10 protein-coding genes are annotated in these 14,811 nt (G+C 72.7%); 6 read left to right on the forward strand and 4 right to left on the reverse strand.

Translation table 11 applies throughout. The annotated features are described in order from the left end of the window. Window positions 1-249: 249 nt before the first annotated feature. Both WMF26_RS24475 and WMF26_RS24480 read right to left on the reverse strand, forming a co-directional pair. Complete coding sequence (locus WMF26_RS24475; RefSeq protein WP_438002264.1) at window positions 250-1,578, reverse strand: hypothetical protein; 1,329 nt, start codon at window positions 1,576-1,578, stop codon at window positions 250-252. Window positions 1,579-1,993: 415 nt separating this feature from the next. Beyond that, on the reverse strand, window positions 1,994-3,808 hold the full coding sequence (locus WMF26_RS24480; protein WP_438002265.1) for a CotH kinase family protein: 1,815 nt from the start codon (window positions 3,806-3,808) through the stop codon (window positions 1,994-1,996). A gap of 501 nt (window positions 3,809-4,309) precedes the next feature. Between WMF26_RS24480 and WMF26_RS24485 the strand changes: the two genes are divergently transcribed. The 3 genes from WMF26_RS24485 to WMF26_RS24495 all read left to right on the forward strand — a co-directional run bounded on the left by WMF26_RS24485 (window position 4,310) and on the right by WMF26_RS24495 (window position 7,895). Next, a complete protein-coding gene (locus tag WMF26_RS24485; RefSeq protein ID WP_438002266.1) occupies window positions 4,310-6,112 on the forward strand; it encodes a cellulose binding domain-containing protein in 1,803 nt (600 codons plus the stop codon). 64 nt (window positions 6,113-6,176) lie between these two features. Next, entirely contained in the window at window positions 6,177-7,019 is an 843-nt protein-coding gene (locus WMF26_RS24490; protein ID WP_438002267.1) for a DUF6597 domain-containing transcriptional factor, read from the forward strand. A 72-nt stretch (window positions 7,020-7,091) separates the two neighbouring features. Further along, a complete protein-coding gene (locus WMF26_RS24495) occupies window positions 7,092-7,895 on the forward strand; it encodes an SAM-dependent methyltransferase (protein WP_438002268.1) in 804 nt (267 codons plus the stop codon). 55 nt (window positions 7,896-7,950) lie between these two features. On the opposite strand, the gene WMF26_RS24500 is transcribed toward WMF26_RS24495, so the two are convergent. Then, entirely contained in the window at window positions 7,951-8,553 is a 603-nt protein-coding gene (locus tag WMF26_RS24500) for a TetR/AcrR family transcriptional regulator (RefSeq protein ID WP_061627882.1), read from the reverse strand. Between the two features lie 171 nt (window positions 8,554-8,724). Between WMF26_RS24500 and WMF26_RS24505 the strand changes: the two genes are divergently transcribed. From WMF26_RS24505 to WMF26_RS24515, 3 genes are all read left to right on the forward strand, one after another. Next, window positions 8,725-11,319: a PEP/pyruvate-binding domain-containing protein gene (locus tag WMF26_RS24505; protein WP_438002269.1), complete on the forward strand. Its 2,595-nt coding sequence runs from the start codon at window positions 8,725-8,727 to the stop codon at window positions 11,317-11,319. Further along, complete coding sequence (locus tag WMF26_RS24510) at window positions 11,312-12,694, forward strand: MFS transporter (protein ID WP_438002270.1); 1,383 nt, start codon at window positions 11,312-11,314, stop codon at window positions 12,692-12,694. Before WMF26_RS24505 ends, WMF26_RS24510 begins: the two co-directional genes overlap by 8 nt. Window positions 12,695-12,779: 85 nt before the next feature. Next, window positions 12,780-13,619, forward strand: a complete 840-nt coding sequence (locus WMF26_RS24515; RefSeq protein WP_438002271.1) for a class I SAM-dependent methyltransferase — start codon at window positions 12,780-12,782, stop codon at window positions 13,617-13,619. Window positions 13,620-13,788: 169 nt separating this feature from the next. Here WMF26_RS24515 and WMF26_RS24520 read toward each other — a convergent pair whose 3' ends face one another. Then, a complete protein-coding gene (locus tag WMF26_RS24520; protein ID WP_438002272.1) occupies window positions 13,789-14,703 on the reverse strand; it encodes an SDR family oxidoreductase in 915 nt (304 codons plus the stop codon). Window positions 14,704-14,811: the final 108 nt, after the last annotated feature.

Below are 14,811 nucleotides of genomic sequence, written 5' to 3' on the forward strand. Positions count from 1 at the left end.
ATGTAGCATCCCCCGAGCGAAGACATCACCCAGGCCCACAGACACTACAGGCGGCCACGAGCGCGTGGCGGCGTCCGAACCGGCAGGACCAAGGCCCCCCTGGTCAGGACACCATACTATTCCGGTTGTCCGGGCTCAAACAAGTGGGAATGCGAACATTCCGAGCGGTGCCCGTCATGAGGTCGTGTCGGCGCATGAAGGCACACCGTCCGGCGGCGCCGCAGCGGCTGAGCACGCCGCGCGAAGGGCCTACAGCGGCTCGAGGAAGCGCTGGTGCACGTACTTGGCGATCTTCTTGCCGGTCCTGGCCCCGACCTCGCCCGAGCCGCGGTAGTGGATGCCCCCCCAGACGCGGGCGTTGATCACCCCCTCGACGGCGTCCTTGAGGGAGTCGAACACGATGTCTCCGCACGTGTTCGTCCCGACGAGCGGCTCATCCAGGTCGCCGCCGCCGAAGAACTCCATCAGCGCATACAGCGTCGCGCCGCTCACCATCGGGTGGCCGGCGGGGTATTCTTGGTTCGGCGAGGTGGTCATGAGCGGCCTCCAGTCCGAGCCCGGATGGTAGTAGTTGATCGAGGTGATCGGCCGCCAGAAGTTGTAGTGATTCTTGCTGTTCACGTTGGAGATCATCGCGTCGGCCTGGGTGAGCATCGCGAGCGCGAACACCCGCGCGGCCTCGTAGTTGTCCAGCTCGAAGTCCGAGACGAGCTGGCGGGTGAACGCGTACGTGCCGCTGAAGACGAACCCGTCGCAGGCCTCCCACCAGAGGGCCTCGAAGGCCTGCTGCGGGGTGCGCACGGCGCTGTCCACGGCACCGTAGGCGCGGGTCTCCTCCATGTCCCTGCGGAACGCGCCGTTCTTGGGGCGGGGCGGCGGCGGGGGCAGGAACTGGTCGTTGTCGCGCATCGTCCAGGGGGTCATGTCCCCCCACCAGAAGAAGAACGGCTGCGACGTGCCGGGGAACGTGTCGGCCGGGTCGAGCATGACGTACTCCCCCGGCAGGCCGGTCATCGGGTCGTCGTCGCCGTCGTTGTCGGGCCACACGAACTCGAGATCATCCGGGTTGTTCCACCCGTCGCCGAGGCGCTCGTTCCACAGGTTGATCGCCGCCGCCTCGCCGATCCGGATGCCCTCCTCCTTCTCGGGGCCGTCGGGGATCGCCGAGAGCTGCGCGTCGTAGACGGCCTCCACCATCGGCAAGAGGTCCTGGAGGCCGGGGTTCGCGAACTCCGGCGGGAGGCTCTGGTTCGAGTAGAAATCGATGTACGTCGCCAGCATCGTCCGCCCCGCCGCGGCCAGGGCCGCCTCGGGGGAGGCGGGCCCCTCGGCGTCCACGGGCGGCAGGTAGGTCTCATAGCGCGCGGTCTCGGGGATCGCGTTGAGCGCGTCGTGAATGGAGACGTGCAGGAGCGCCGAGAGCCTCGACGCCATGAAGAACCCCGTCAGCGGCTCCATCTGCGCCATCACCGTGTTCCAGTCGCGGACCTCCTGGTTGGCTCTGGCGTCCCCGGACCACACGATCGCGGCGACCGACATCGCCGCCGAGAGCAGCCCCTTCCATCGACGCCCTCCCATGCCGGTGTTGTGTGGGGTACACGCGTCCTTTTGGTCATGTCCGGACAACAGCATCGAACACCCCCTGGCAAGATCAGGTGATTCATCGCACACGACGTGTGCGCCCCCCGATCCTGTGCATACGATGTCCGTCGCGACCTGTAAATTCAATCCACGACGTTTTTGAGCTCTCTTTGCATCCTCGCGGGCGCGCGCTGTCCCCGCAATCGAGCGGGTGCGCGCACACGCGCGCACCACCTGCGCGGGCGCACGCTGCATTCCGGTGCTGGACGAGGCGCCGCGCGCTGCGGCGCCTGCGGGCTCTCTCCGGGGGAATCGATGCCGAAGGGGGGTTGCGCAGCGCCGCGCGCAATGGGCGAGCGCTCGCGTGATCAGCGCGGGGAGACCCGGTTGCGCGGCGATCCGGCCCGGCGCGTCACTGCGCCAGGTACGCCTCCACCTCCGCGGCGCGCCCCTTGGCGTGGGCGATCAGCGTGGCGAGGCCGTTGTCGAAGTCCGCGGGCGACGCGAGGTGCGTGTGCCCCTCGATCTCGCCCTCCGGCCCGACGACGTACGGCGCGATGAGCTCGTGCGCCGCCTTGAACCACGCCTCGGCCGCGGCCGGCTCGTACTCCACCTCCGCGGCCTGCTTCACGTAGTCGCGGTAGATCTCGAGGTAGACCGGGTCGTCGAGCAGGTAACGGATGAGCGGCCACTGCTCGGTCACCTGGGACATGTCGAGGGGCAGCGCCGGCATCGGGGTCACTCCTCCCGCGTCGCTATCGATGAACGCGAACGTGTGGTCCCACGGGATCCACGTGAATTGCCCGCCCTTGTTCGGGTCCGAGTAGAGGTAGTAGTTGTGCGGCAGGCGGCCGTACACGTCCCAGTCCTCGATCACCGTGTTGAGCGCCAGCCAGTGGAGGAAGCCGTCGACGTCGAGGCGCGCCTCGAGCCCCGCGCGCCAGGCGGCGGCGTCGGTCCTGTCGGCGTGCAGCGCGTCGAACAGCGCGCGCGCGTCCGAGAAATCGGCCTCTTCCTCGTGGTTCTCCTTGACGAGGGTCTCGGGATCCCAGGTCTCCCACCGCGCGCCGGTGCCATCGGGCTTGTAGACATTGCCCTCGTGGCCGCCGAAGTGCCTGTCGAGGAACGAGTCGTCCGACGGGACCTCGATCCCGGTGTACAGCCCGAAGTAGACCGGCCCCTCCCCGTGATCGATGAAGACCCGGTAGAACGCGGTCGCGGGCGCGGGGATCCCCGCCTTGGCGAAGATGTCGGTGCCGAGCTTCTCGCGCAGGAGCGACGGATCCAGGTAGCTGCTGGTGAACGCCAGCCCGTCGAACCCGTAGAAGCGCTGGTTCTTTGTCTCGGGATAGTCATCCTCGAACCGGTCGAAGTTGAGGCGCAGCGGCAGCTTCCAGTTCCCCGCCCCCCACGGCAGGAGCAGGCTGGCGTTGCCCCGGAGGCGGATCCCGACGTGCTCCCATTTCCGATCCTCGGTGGCGACGTCGCACTCGACGTAGACCGGCGAGCGCGGGATGAGGTCGACGCTGCTGATGAGCCCGGGGTCGCCGCCCACCCCTCCCGGCCCGGAAGGCCAGCAGGCGAGGCCGACCTCTTCCTCGGTGCACGTCCCCGGGGTCGGGGTCCCGAAGATGTCGACCGTGCAGGGGTCGGACGCCGCGAGATCGTTGCAGGCGTCGACCCACTCCTGCGGCGGCTCGAACTCGTCGGGATCCTGCGGCTTCGGCTGGCAGGTCAGGCCGCCGGGGAGCTCCCCGCACGTCCCCTCGGCGGGGGACCCGAAGAGATCGACCGTGCACGCGTCGCCGGCCACGAGCCCGTTGCAGGCGTCGACCCACTCCTGCGGCGGCTCGAAGGTGCCGGGGCCCTGCGCGCCGAACTCGCCGATCATCGACGTCATATCGTCGATCATCTCCTGCCACTTCTCGGGCGCGATGGTGATGTCGATGCGGGGGACCCGGTCCTGCGGGAACGCGAGGTCGTAATCGGGCTCCTCCTTGGCGCTGCCGCCCGCGCCGCCGTCTCCGCCGGCGCCGTCGCCGCCCGTGCCGTCCCCGCCCGTGCCGTCCCCGCCCGTGCCGTCCCCGCCCGTGCTGGTCGTGCCGGTTCCACCGCCGCTCGCGCCGGTCCCGGACGCGCCGGGATCCTCGGAGCCGCCGCAGCCCACGAGGGGAGTGGCGGCCAGCGCGGCGAAAGGCAAGAGATAACGCAGACTCCGTAGGTTCATCAATCGCTCCTCAGCTCGGCGGTCCGAGGCAATATTATGTCAATCGTGCTTCGATCGCGTGACAAATACGTCCGCCGACAGCCCTGGGAGCCGGCCCGGGAGCGACGAGAGCGGATAGTTTCAGTCAGGGTGAGGTGGAGCTCTCTACAGAAGCCGAGGTGGAATTTTCCACGTGGGGTGAGCTGGGCGTTTCGCGTGGCACGACGGCGGCGCGGGCGCTCGCTCGCAGCAGCGCAGCGCACGCGCCGGCCAACGCGACCGGCACGCCCGCCGCGTTGGCGATCCGGGGTCGAGTCGGGGCGAGATGCACGCTGTGCATCCCGCGCATGCCGCCTTCGCATTGGAAGGGCGGCGCCCCGCGACCTACATGCCTCAGCACGCCGCCGCGCCGCGCACGAGCGCAGCGCGACACGGCGCAACCCGGAGATCACGAAGATGGCTTGGTTGGACGTCATCCATCGGAATTCCGCCTGCAGCGACGCAGGACGGCGAGATCTTGCTATGACAATGCGGCCGGCGACGGCTCCGCGAGGGCTGCTCTGCGCCGGCCTGCTCGGCGCGCTGCTCGGCGGCTGCGGCGGCGACCCCGCGCCCCTCGAGACGACCGGATCCAGCGATGTGCTGTCGGGCCAGGAGGCGCTCGTCGCGGGCGACCTCACGGGGCTGGAGCACGCGTGGGAGACGGTCCCGAGCGTGGTGCGCAGCGACGGATCCGAGGAGTTCGTGCTGGAGGTCGACCCCGTGGACGACGTGGTGAGCGTCGAGCTCACCGGGCTCGAGTTCCGGATCGAGGGCCCGAGCGACCTGACGTTGCGCGACGACGGCGTGGGCGCCGATCGCGTCGCCGGAGACGGCATCTTCACGGTCGGGCCGTTCCGCTTCGACCCCACGCCGTCGATCCCGCTGCCCGCTCATTACGAGTCGAGCCCGGACAGCCCGGCTGGCCTCTATGCCGTGGAGCTCGGGAACCTGGTGATGACGAAGGCGACGGGAGAGACCGTCGAGTTCTTCGTCCGCCCCCAGGTCGGCGCGCTCGCGCCGAGCGTGCCCGTCGCGCCGCGGCGGGTCCTGAGCCCGAAGTTCCGCGCGGCGTCGCACCTCGTCGAGGTGCGGGACGGGCGCGGCGACAGCCAGCGGTTTCTGCGCGGCGCGGGCGGCGACGCCGCCGGCATGCTCTCGGACATGTACGAGGTGGTGCCGGACGTCTTCGACTTCGCGGTGCTCTCGGCCACGTCGCACCTCGAGCGGCCGGGCAGCGTGAGCAACGGCAACTCGGGCGTCCACTCCGCCGTGAAGATCGACTACACCGGGATCGGGCGCGATCCGGTCGACTACTCCCAATCGTATTACAGCCGCCGCCTCAAGGGCGTCGCCGCGCTCGACAACCTGCGCCGGGGCTGGCTGAGCAGCAACTTCGTGCACGAGCTCCTCCACCAGTGGGGCGCTTACCTCCCTTCCGGTTTCGGGATGACCGACGGCTTCCATTACCTGCCGACCACCAGCGCGGCCAGCCTGCTCGGCGGGATGGAGTGGATCGACAACGGAAACGGCACCTTCACCCTCGACTGCGACAGCAACGGTCGCGGCGGGGCGACCACCGCCTCGCCGCTCGATCTCTACATGATGGGGCTCATCCCGGGGAGCCAGGTCCCGCCGCTCCGCAGGCACGGCGGCGGCCTCTTCGACTACTGCGACACGGTGATCCCCTCGGTCCAGGCCACCGTGACGATCGCGCAGATCCAGGCGCAGCTCGGCGTGCGGACCCCGGGGCCGGCGACGGCGCAGCGCGACTTCCACATCGCGTTCGTCGTGGAGGCGCACGGCCGCGATCTCACCGACAGCGAGCTCACCTTCTTCAACACGCTGGCGGAGTTCGCGACCCGGCCGGTCCCGGCGGGGCAGCCGAACCCGAGGCTCGACAGCAACTGGGTGCCGATCACACGCTATTTCGGCAACGGCACGACCTGGCGCACCGACATCCCCGACATCCCGGCCAACCCCGGGGCCGTCACGGCGAACATCCAGCTGAACGCCGACTGGGCGACCGGCTACTGCGCCAACGTCACCGTGACCAACGGGCGCAGGTTCGGTATCTGGGGGTGGGAGGCGGTCATCGACCTCGGGCAGTCGACGGTCAACTCGAGCTGGAACGCCAGCTTCGGCTTCGACGGGAGCGAGATGACCGCCACGAGCACGCAGTCGAGCGGACTGCTCGACACCGGCGCGTCGACGTCGTTCGGGTTCTGCGCCAACAAGACCGGGGCGGCGTGGCAGCCCCAGGTCGTCAGCGCCAGGCAGCTGTGACGCGCAGCGCAGCCGCCCGCCGGCGCGAGGCCCCGCGGCGGCGGCTGCGCTAAGCTCCTCCGCGATGCCCGCGCTCATCCACCGTCCCGGACCGCCGCTCGACGACTTCGTCGACTGCTTCTGGCTGTGGGACGGCTACACGGCGCCCGCGCCCAGGGAGCGCGCGCTCCCGTCCGGCACGCTCGATATCATCATCAACCTGCGCGAGGATCGCCTCCGCATCTTCGATCGCGACGATCCCGAGTCGTTCGAGCGGTTCCCCGGGATCATGATCTCCGGCGCGCACGCGGGGCACTTCGTCATCGACACCGCGCCGGGCGCGTCGGTGATGGGCGTGCATTTCAAGCCAGGCGGCGCGTTCCCCTTCCTGGGGGTCCCGGCCGGAGATCTCGAGGGGAGGCACGCGGCGCTCGACGCGCTCTGGGGCGCGAGCGCGGCCCGGCTCCGCGAACGCCTGCTCGAGGCCCGGGGCGCGGCGGATCGCTTCTCCGCGCTCGAGGGCGCCCTCCGCGCCAGGGCCACGCGGCCTCTCCGCCGGCACGGCGCCGTGGCGCTCGCGCTGCGCGCCTTCGAGGATCCCACGCTCCGCGCCGTCGCCGAGGTCAACGCGCGCACCGGGCTCTCGCCGAAGCGCCTCATCGCGCTCTTCCACGACGAGGTCGGGCTCGGCCCCAAGGCGTTCTGGCGTGTCCGCCGGTTCCAGGCGGCGCTGCGCCTCATGGACGGCCGGCGCGACGCGCGCGGCGGGGCGCGCCGCCCCGTTCGCGGCGCCGAGATCGCCGCGGAGCTCGGCTACTTCGATCAAGCGCACCTGAGCCGCGAGTTCCGGGCGTTCGCCGGTCTCGGCCCCTCCGCGTACCTCGCCCAGGAAGTGGAGCGCCCCAACCACGTGCCGCTGCGCGGGTAAAAATATCCAAGACGCTCGCGGCGGGCGCGCTCAGGTTTCGGCTCTCCTCGACACGAGAGAAAGGAAGAGCTCATGAACCCCGTCGCTGTCACCGCCTTGCTCGTCGCCGCGATGCGCGCGGAAGAGTCGAAGCGCAAGGATCGCCTGTTCGACGACCCCTTCGCGCACGCGCTCGCCGGAGACGCCGGGTACGCCGCGCTCCGCGCGTACCGGGACGCAGTCGGCCCCTCGATGCCCATCATCGAGGTGCGGACTCGCTGGTTCGACGAGGCGCTCGCGCGCGCCGCCGCCGCGGGCGTCGCGCAGGTCGTCCTCCTCGCCGCGGGCATGGACGCGCGCGCCTACCGGCTCGCGTGGCCCGCAGGGACGCGCGTCTTCGAGATCGACCAGCCGGAGGTCATCGCGCACAAGGCCGGCGCGCTGGGGACGCAGCCCCCCGCGAGCGAGCGCGTGGCCATCGCCGCCGACCTCGCCAGCGACTGGCCCGCCGCGCTCCGCGCCGCGCGGTTCGACCCCGCCGCGCGCACCGTCTGGCTCGTCGAGGGCCTGCTGCAGTACCTCGACGCGCGCGCGGTGGAGACGCTCATGGCGCGGATCGACAGGCTCTCCGCGCCGCGCTCCGTCCTTCTTTATGACGTCGTGGGCAAGTCGCTGCTCGAGGCGCCCGCGCTCGCGGCGGCGCTCCGCATGATGGCCGAGCTCGGCGCGCCGTGGATCTTCGGCACCGACGATCCCGCAGGCCTCGTCGCGGCGCATGGCTGGGACGCCGCCGTGGTCGAGCCGGGCGAGGTGGGTACGCGCTGGGGCCGCTGGCCCATCCCGCCCGCGCCCGCGGGCGCGCCGCGAGGCCACCTTGTCGAGGCCATCAAGCGCTGAGCCCACCGAGGCGCCCCCGGCGCCCCCGCGCCCCGACCGCGCGGCGCTGCGCGCGTCACGGTCGCTCCGCGGCGGGCGCGAGCGTCCGGTGGATCGCGTCGATCGCGAACGCGAGGTAGGCCCGGCTCTCGGCCCGGTCGAACCCCTGGTTCGAGAGGTGCTGGTGGAACGGCCGGAAGTGCAGCGCGCCGAGGAAGAGATCGGCCGCGTGCTCCGCGGAGACCGGGCGCAGCAGCCCGCGGGCGATCGCGCGCGAGAACCACGCGGCCACCTCGCGCCGCGCGCGGACCGGCGGCAGGTCCTCGCGCCTTTCGGCCATCGACTCGACGGTCATGCCCGCCGACCGGAGCACCGCCAGGCACGGCACGATGCGCTCGAGGTACGCGGAGATCTCCTCGCCGAGCTCGAGGAGCTGGATCCGCGCGTCCCGGTCGTCCGGGCCCGACCGGGCGCGCGCCATCCACGGCGGCTCCATGGGCGGCTGCAACGCCGCGCGCAGGAGCTGCTCCTTGGTGCCGAAGCGCTGGAACAGCACGCCGTGCGAGATGCCGAGCCGCTCCGCGATGACGGTCGTCGAGACGCCGGCGCCGTGCTCCAGAAAGCACGCGCGCGCCCCGTCGAGGATCTGTGCGTCCGTGATGTTCCGCGGCCTTGCCATTTATAAGTATCCTGATACTTATTGTGTTACAGGACAATGACTTCCTGGTAACGATTCTCACAGAACGCTGACGCTGGCGGCTCGAGCGAGGCGCTGCCCGGAGGGCGGGCGGACGCCGGGGAGCTCGGGGCGCAGGGGGAAGCGACCTTTCTTGGCCGAAGGAGGCGCCTGATGCTTGTTCATCGCTTGAGTCAGCTGTCCCGAGCCGATCTTTCCACCGCGGGCGGCAAGGGAGCCAACCTGGGTGAGCTGCTCCGGCTCGGGCTCGCGGTACCGCCCGGGTTCGTGGTGAGCGCGGGCGCGTATGCCGAGCAGGCGCGCGCGTGGGGGCTCGCCGAGCGCCTCGCGGCGCACCTCGGCGCGAGCCGCTGGGAGGACGCGGCCTCGGCGGCGGCGGAGCTCTTCGAGGGGAGCGCGATGCTGCCCGGGATCGAGGGCGCGGTCCGCGACGCCTACCGCGAGCTCGGCGCGCCGCCGGTCGCGGTGCGCTCCTCGGCGACGGCGGAGGACCTCGCCGACGCCTCGTTCGCGGGCCAGCACGAGACGTACCTCGACGTGGTCGGCGAGGACGCGCTGATCGTCGCGCTGCGGCGGTGCTGGGCGTCCCTCTGGAGCCCGCGGGCCCTCGCCTACCGGGCGGCGCGCGGCGTCGATCACCTGGGCGTCCACATCGCCGTCGTGGTGCAGCGGATGGTGCCGGCCGAGTTCGCCGGCGTCCTGTTCACCGTCGACCCGGTGGCCCAGCGCGCCGACCGCATGCTCCTGGAGGTCGCCCCGGGCCTCGGCGAGGCCGTGGTCTCCGGCCACACGACCGGCGACGTGTACCGCCTGCGGCGCGCGCCGTTCGGTGGGGCCGCGGCGATCGACGCGGGCAAGCCCAACGGGGCCGCGGCGAGCGGCGCGGGCAAGCCCAACGGGGCCGCGGCGAGCGGCGCGGGCAAGCCCAACGGGGCCGCGCGCCCCGGGGCGGACGACCTCGCGATCGAGGACCGCGACCGCCGGGAGGCCGGCCGCCCCGCGCCGAGCGACGATCTGGTGATCGAGCTGGGCCGCCTCGGGCTCCGCCTCGAGGCCCACTTCGGCTGCCCGCAGGACGTGGAGTTCGCCATCGCCGGGGGCTCCCTGCACCTGCTCCAGTCGCGCCCCATCACCACGCTCGGCAACGCCGAGATCGAGCCCCTCCCGCCTCCCCCGCAGCTCACCCGCCTGCAGCGGAGGATGCTCGAGGCCAACGACAACGACCGGTTCCCCGTCGCGCCGAAGCCGCTCGATCAATGGGGCTTCCGGATGACGCTCCCCGCGCTCGTGCGCATGGTGCGCTTCCTCGGGCTCGACGTGGACGAGGACGAGGAGCGCGCGTGGGTCGACCAGCTGTGGCGCCCGATCTTCATCCCGCCGCGGATGCGGCCCACCCTCCGGCTGCTCCGGCTGCCGCGGAAGGTCGCGGCCAGCCTGCGCTACGACGCGATGGCGTGGTGGGAAGGCGACGGGCTCAAGCGCCTCCTCGAAGCGTGCGCGCCGGTCGATCTCCGCGCGCTGGACGACGCCGCGCTCCTCCGCCGCGCCGACCGGATCGCGGAGACCACGACCGCGGTCCTGGGCGAGCGGTTCGAGCGGAGCGCCAGCCAGCTGGCCGCGGTCGCCCTCCGCGTTCCGGTCACCCTCGCCGTGGGGCCGAAGCGGGCGGCGACCGTCATGAGCGACCTCGTCTCGGGCGTGCACACCCGGACGTCCGACGTGAACCTCGCGCTCTTCCACCTCGCGCGCCGGGCGGCGAGCGCCGGTCCGGAGGTCGCCGGCGCGATCCGCGAGGGGCGCCCGGACGCGCTGCGCGCCTCGGAGGCCGGCCGGGCGACGCTGGCCGAGGTCGAGGCGTTCCTGGAGGAGCACGGGCACCGGGAGAGCGCGGGGCTCTACCTCTCGGCGCCGACGTGGCGCCAGGATCCCGCGCCCGTGTGGGGGCTCCTCCGCGGCCTGCTCGACGCCACCGAGCCGCCGTCGGAGCAGGCCGGGCTCGCGCGCTACCAGGCGGCGCTCGAGGAGGTCACCCGCGCGCTCCGCTTCGCGCCGGGCCTGGCCGACGCGTTCCGCCGCAACGTCGAGCGGCTGCGGGGCGCGATCGTCTTCCGGGAGCGCACGCACTTCGATCTGGTGCGCTCGTACTCCGCGCTCCAGGCGATCGTGGCCGAGATCGCGCGGCGCCTCGTCGAGCGCGGGCACCTGCCGAGCCCCGACGACGTCTTCTACCTGACCGAAGCCGAGGTCCGGGCGTGGCTCACGGGGGAGGCGCCGCCGCTCGACGAGGTGAAGCGGCTCGTGCAGCGGCGGCGCGCCACGTACGGGGTGGTCAACGCGCGGTGGCAGCGGACAGCGTTCGAGATGGGCGGGGGAGGCGCCCCGGGCGACGAGCTCCGCGGCGTCGGGGCGTCGTCCGGGGTGGTCCGCGGCAAGGCGCGCATCGTGCGCGACGCGCGCGAGTTCGAGCGGGTGAAGGCGGGCGAGATCCTGGTCTGCCGCTACACGAACCCCGCGTGGACGCCGCTCTTCACCCTCGCGGCGGGCGTCGTGACCGACACCGGCGGCGCGGTCTCCCACGCGGCCATCGTCGCGCGCGAGTACGGGATCCCGGCGGTGCTGGGGGCCGCGGGGGCGACCGAGCGCATCGCGGACGGCCAGGAGATCCTCGTGGACGGGACGGAGGGCCGGGTGACGCTCCTCCGCCAGGCCGGCCGTCAGGGCGAAGCGGACGAGCGCGGCCGTGGCTGAGGCCTCGTCGCGCCTGCCGGTGCGGCTGCTCGCCGCCATCGCGCTGTCGGCGGCGCTCGCGCCGCTCAACTCGACGATGGTCGCCGTGGCGCTGCCGGAGATGGCGCGGACGCTCCGCGCCGACTCCGGCGCGCTCCGGCAGGCGCTCGTGACGAGCTACCTGCTCTCGGGCATCGTCCTGCAGAGCCCCGGCGGGAAGCTCGGCGATCGCCTCGGCCACCGGCGCGCGCTCGGGCTGGGCCAGCTCGTGCTCTCGGTGGGGGCGGCGCTCGCCTATCTCTGGCCGGTGGTCCCGGCGCTCGCGACGGCGCGCGTCCTGATGGCCGCGGGCGGCGCGATCGTGGTCCCGAGCGCGACGGCCCTGCTCCGCACGGAGCTGCCGCCCGAGGTGCGCGGGCGCGCCTTCGGCGCCTTCGGGGCGGTGATGGGGGTGGCGGCGGGCACCGGGCCGACGATCGGGGCGCTGCTCGTGGGGTCGTTCGGGTGGACGTCGATCTTCCTCGCGAACGTCCCGGTGCTGCTCCTCTCCGCCGCGCTCGCGCACGTCGGCGCGCCGCCGCGCCCCGCGGCCGCGGCGCCGGCCGCGCCGCGAGCGCGCTTCGACATCGTGGGCTCGGCGCTGCTGGGCGGGTCGCTCGTCGGGCTCGCCCTCGGCCTGGAGGCCGCCCAACTCCGCTGGGCCGCGGCGCTCGGCGCGCTCGGCCTCGTGCCCTTCGTGCTCTGGGAGCGGCGCGCCGCGGATCCCGTCGTCGACTTCTCGCTGTTCCGGCGGCGCGCGTTCGTCGGCGGCAGCCTGATCATCGCGCTCCAGAACTTCGCCATGTACGCGACGATGTTCGAGCTGCCGCAGGTGGCGGGGCGGCTGTTCCACGTCGGCCCGCGCGACGTGGGCACGACGCTGATGGCCATGATGGGGACGATGGTGGTCGCCTCGCCCTTCGCGGGGCGCGGCTCCGACCGCTTCGGGCCGCGCGCGGTGGCGCTCGCCGGCTGCTCGCTCGCCCTGGCCGGCATGGTCCTGCTCGCGGCGCGGCCCTTGAGCGCGCTCTCGGACGCGATCCCCGCGCTCGTGATGCTCGGCGCCGGCATGGGCCTGACGTCCGCGCCGTCGCAGTCCGCTGCGATGAGCGATGTCCCGCGGGAGAAGAGCGGCATGGCCGCGGGCCTCACCGCGACGATGCGCTACGTCGGGGGCATCGCCGGCCTCACCGTGCTCGGCCTCGTGCTCACCGACCGCCCGGAGGGCGACGTGGTGATGCGCGAGCACACGATGGCCACGTCGATCTTCGGCGCGGCGCTGCTCCTGACGCTCGGCTGCGCCTTGCTCCTCCCCGGCCGCGCCGCCGCGCCGGCGGCAGCCGCGGGATCCCGGTAGATCGGCCTGCCTCGCGGGGAGCGGCGCGCCGCGCGCGCGGCGGGCCCCTGGGACCGGAGCGCCGCGTTCGTGGTAGGGAGCGCGGATGCACCGCCGCCCTCGCCACGCCGCCACCTGCGCCGCCCTCGCCGCCCTCCTCAGCAGCTGCAGCGCCACGCCCGACGCCGCCGCGCCGGCGGGCGGCGGACAGGGCGACGCCGCGAGCGGCGCGCAGGCCGCCCACGCGGATCACGCCCCGCCGCAGGACCCGCAAGGCGCGGGGCACGCGGGCGACGGCCCTGGGCACGGCCATCACGCAGGCCATGGCCCTGGGCACGGCCACGGCGCTGGGCCGCTCGTGCACCGCTTCGAGCGGGCCGAGGACTGGGTGCCCGCGTTCGAGGGACCCGAGCGCGACGCCTGGCAGAAGCCGGCGGAGGTCGTCGCCGCCATGCGGATCGCCCCGGGCATGCGGGTCGCGGATCTCGGGGCGGGCACGGGCTACTTCCTGCCCCACCTCTCCCGCGCGGTCGGGCCGGCCGGCGCGGTCGTCGGCCTGGACATCGAGCAGGACATGGTCCGCTACATGACGGAGCGCGCCGCGCGCGAGCGCCTCGCCAACGTCACCGCGCGGCAGGTCCGCCCCGACGATCCCGGGCTCGAGGCCGGCTCGGTCGACCGCATCCTCGTGGTCGACACCTGGCATCACATCCCCGATCGCCCCGCCTACGCGGCGAAGCTGAAGGCCGCGCTCCGCCCGGACGGCGCCGTGGTCGTCGTCGACTTCACCGAGGCCGCGAGCCACGGCCCCCCGAAGGACCACCGCATCCCCGCCGAGACCGTCGCCGCCGAGCTCCGCGCCGGGGGCCTGTCGCCCGAGATCGTCCCGGAGGACCTGCCCGAGCAGTACATCGTCGTGGGCCGGCGCGCCGGCGCGGCGCGCTGACGCGGGCAGCGGCATCGGCGCCTTGCTGGCGAGGACGAGAGAATTTTAACGCAAAGGCGCAAAGGGCGCAAAGACGCAAAAAAGATATAAGATTTGTTTTTTTGCGCCTTTGCGACTTTGCGTTGAACTCTCTCTCTCGGATCCCTGGCCAGACTCCTGGTGGGTGGAGCTAGCGATACCCGGTCACGTCGGCCGGCTTGCCGGCGTCCTGGACCTCGACGACGTACCGCCACGCGTCGGGCTGGCTGCCGTCCACATCCGTGAAGCCATAGACCCGCGCGAGCTGGCCGCTGGACAAGGACTGCCCGGACCACCGGGCCACCTCCGGATCGCCCGCGAGCGCCGCCACCGCCCGACCGACGTACGCGGGGGTCTCCGAGATCGCGAAATGGGGCTCCTTCGCGAGCGCGTCTCGCCAGCTCTCCTCGGTGACCCCGAAATGCTCCAGCATGATCTCCGAGCGCAGCCACCCCGGCGTCAGCGCGACGGCCGCGCAGCGGTGGGCCCGCAGCTCCTCGGCCTGGGCGAACGCCATGCGGAGGACCGCGGTCTTGGCGAGGTCGTAGAAGAAGGAGACGCGGTAGTGCCCTGCATTGTAGTCGGCCGTGCCGTCCGTGATCTCGACGACCAGCCCGCCCGGCCTTTTGATGAGCAGCGGAAGGGCGTAGAAGCTCGTGATGATGTGGGTGTCGATGGCCAGCCGCAGCAGCCGCATTCCGTTGTCCAGCGAGTGCTCCCAGAGCGGCGAGTTCCACGCGAACAGGAGCTCGCCGCCCCAGATGTCGTTGACCAGCACGTCGAGCCGGCCGTGCTCCCGCTCGATGCGCGCGACGAGCTCGCGGACCTGCTCGCGCTCCAGGTGATCCACCTGCGCCGCGATCCCCTGGCCCCCGGCCCGGGTGACCAGCTCCGCGGTCTCCTCGATCGTCTCGGGTCGATCCATCTCCGAGCGCCGCGCGCGCGTCGTGCGGCCCGTGGCGTACACGGTCGCCCCCGCCGCGCCCAGCGCGACCGCGATCCCCCTGCCCGCCCCGCGCGTCGCGCCCGCGACGAGCGCCACCTTGCCGTGAAGTGCTCCGCTCATGCTCCGTCGTCTCCTTCCTCGTTTGCCGAGGCGAGCGACCGTCGCACGACAATCCTGACACCTTGTGTCAGGTATTCCGGGACGCCGCGACGGTCGGCGCCGCTCCAC

This window comes from Sorangium sp. So ce185 (assembly GCF_051526825.1).
In the GTDB taxonomy this organism is placed as follows: domain Bacteria; phylum Myxococcota_A; class Polyangia; order Polyangiales; family Polyangiaceae; genus Sorangium; species Sorangium cellulosum_D.

Bases quoted from the DNA above. Each gene is read 5' to 3' on its own strand.
- WMF26_RS24490 (WP_438002267.1), top strand. From the start codon at position 6,177: ATGCCCGCGCTCATCCACCGTCCCGGACCGCCGCTCGACGACTTCGTC.
- WMF26_RS24480 (WP_438002265.1), bottom strand. From the start codon at position 3,808: ATGAACCTACGGAGTCTGCGTTATCTCTTGCCTTTCGCCGCGCTGGCC.
- WMF26_RS24505 (WP_438002269.1), top strand. From the start codon at position 8,725: ATGCTTGTTCATCGCTTGAGTCAGCTGTCCCGAGCCGATCTTTCCACC.
- WMF26_RS24475 (WP_438002264.1), bottom strand. From the start codon at position 1,578: ATGGGAGGGCGTCGATGGAAGGGGCTGCTCTCGGCGGCGATGTCGGTC.
- WMF26_RS24515 (WP_438002271.1), top strand. From the start codon at position 12,780: ATGCACCGCCGCCCTCGCCACGCCGCCACCTGCGCCGCCCTCGCCGCC.
- WMF26_RS24520 (WP_438002272.1), bottom strand. From the start codon at position 14,703: ATGAGCGGAGCACTTCACGGCAAGGTGGCGCTCGTCGCGGGCGCGACG.
- WMF26_RS24495 (WP_438002268.1), top strand. From the start codon at position 7,092: ATGAACCCCGTCGCTGTCACCGCCTTGCTCGTCGCCGCGATGCGCGCG.
- WMF26_RS24485 (WP_438002266.1), top strand. From the start codon at position 4,310: ATGACAATGCGGCCGGCGACGGCTCCGCGAGGGCTGCTCTGCGCCGGC.
- WMF26_RS24500 (WP_061627882.1), bottom strand. From the start codon at position 8,553: ATGGCAAGGCCGCGGAACATCACGGACGCACAGATCCTCGACGGGGCG.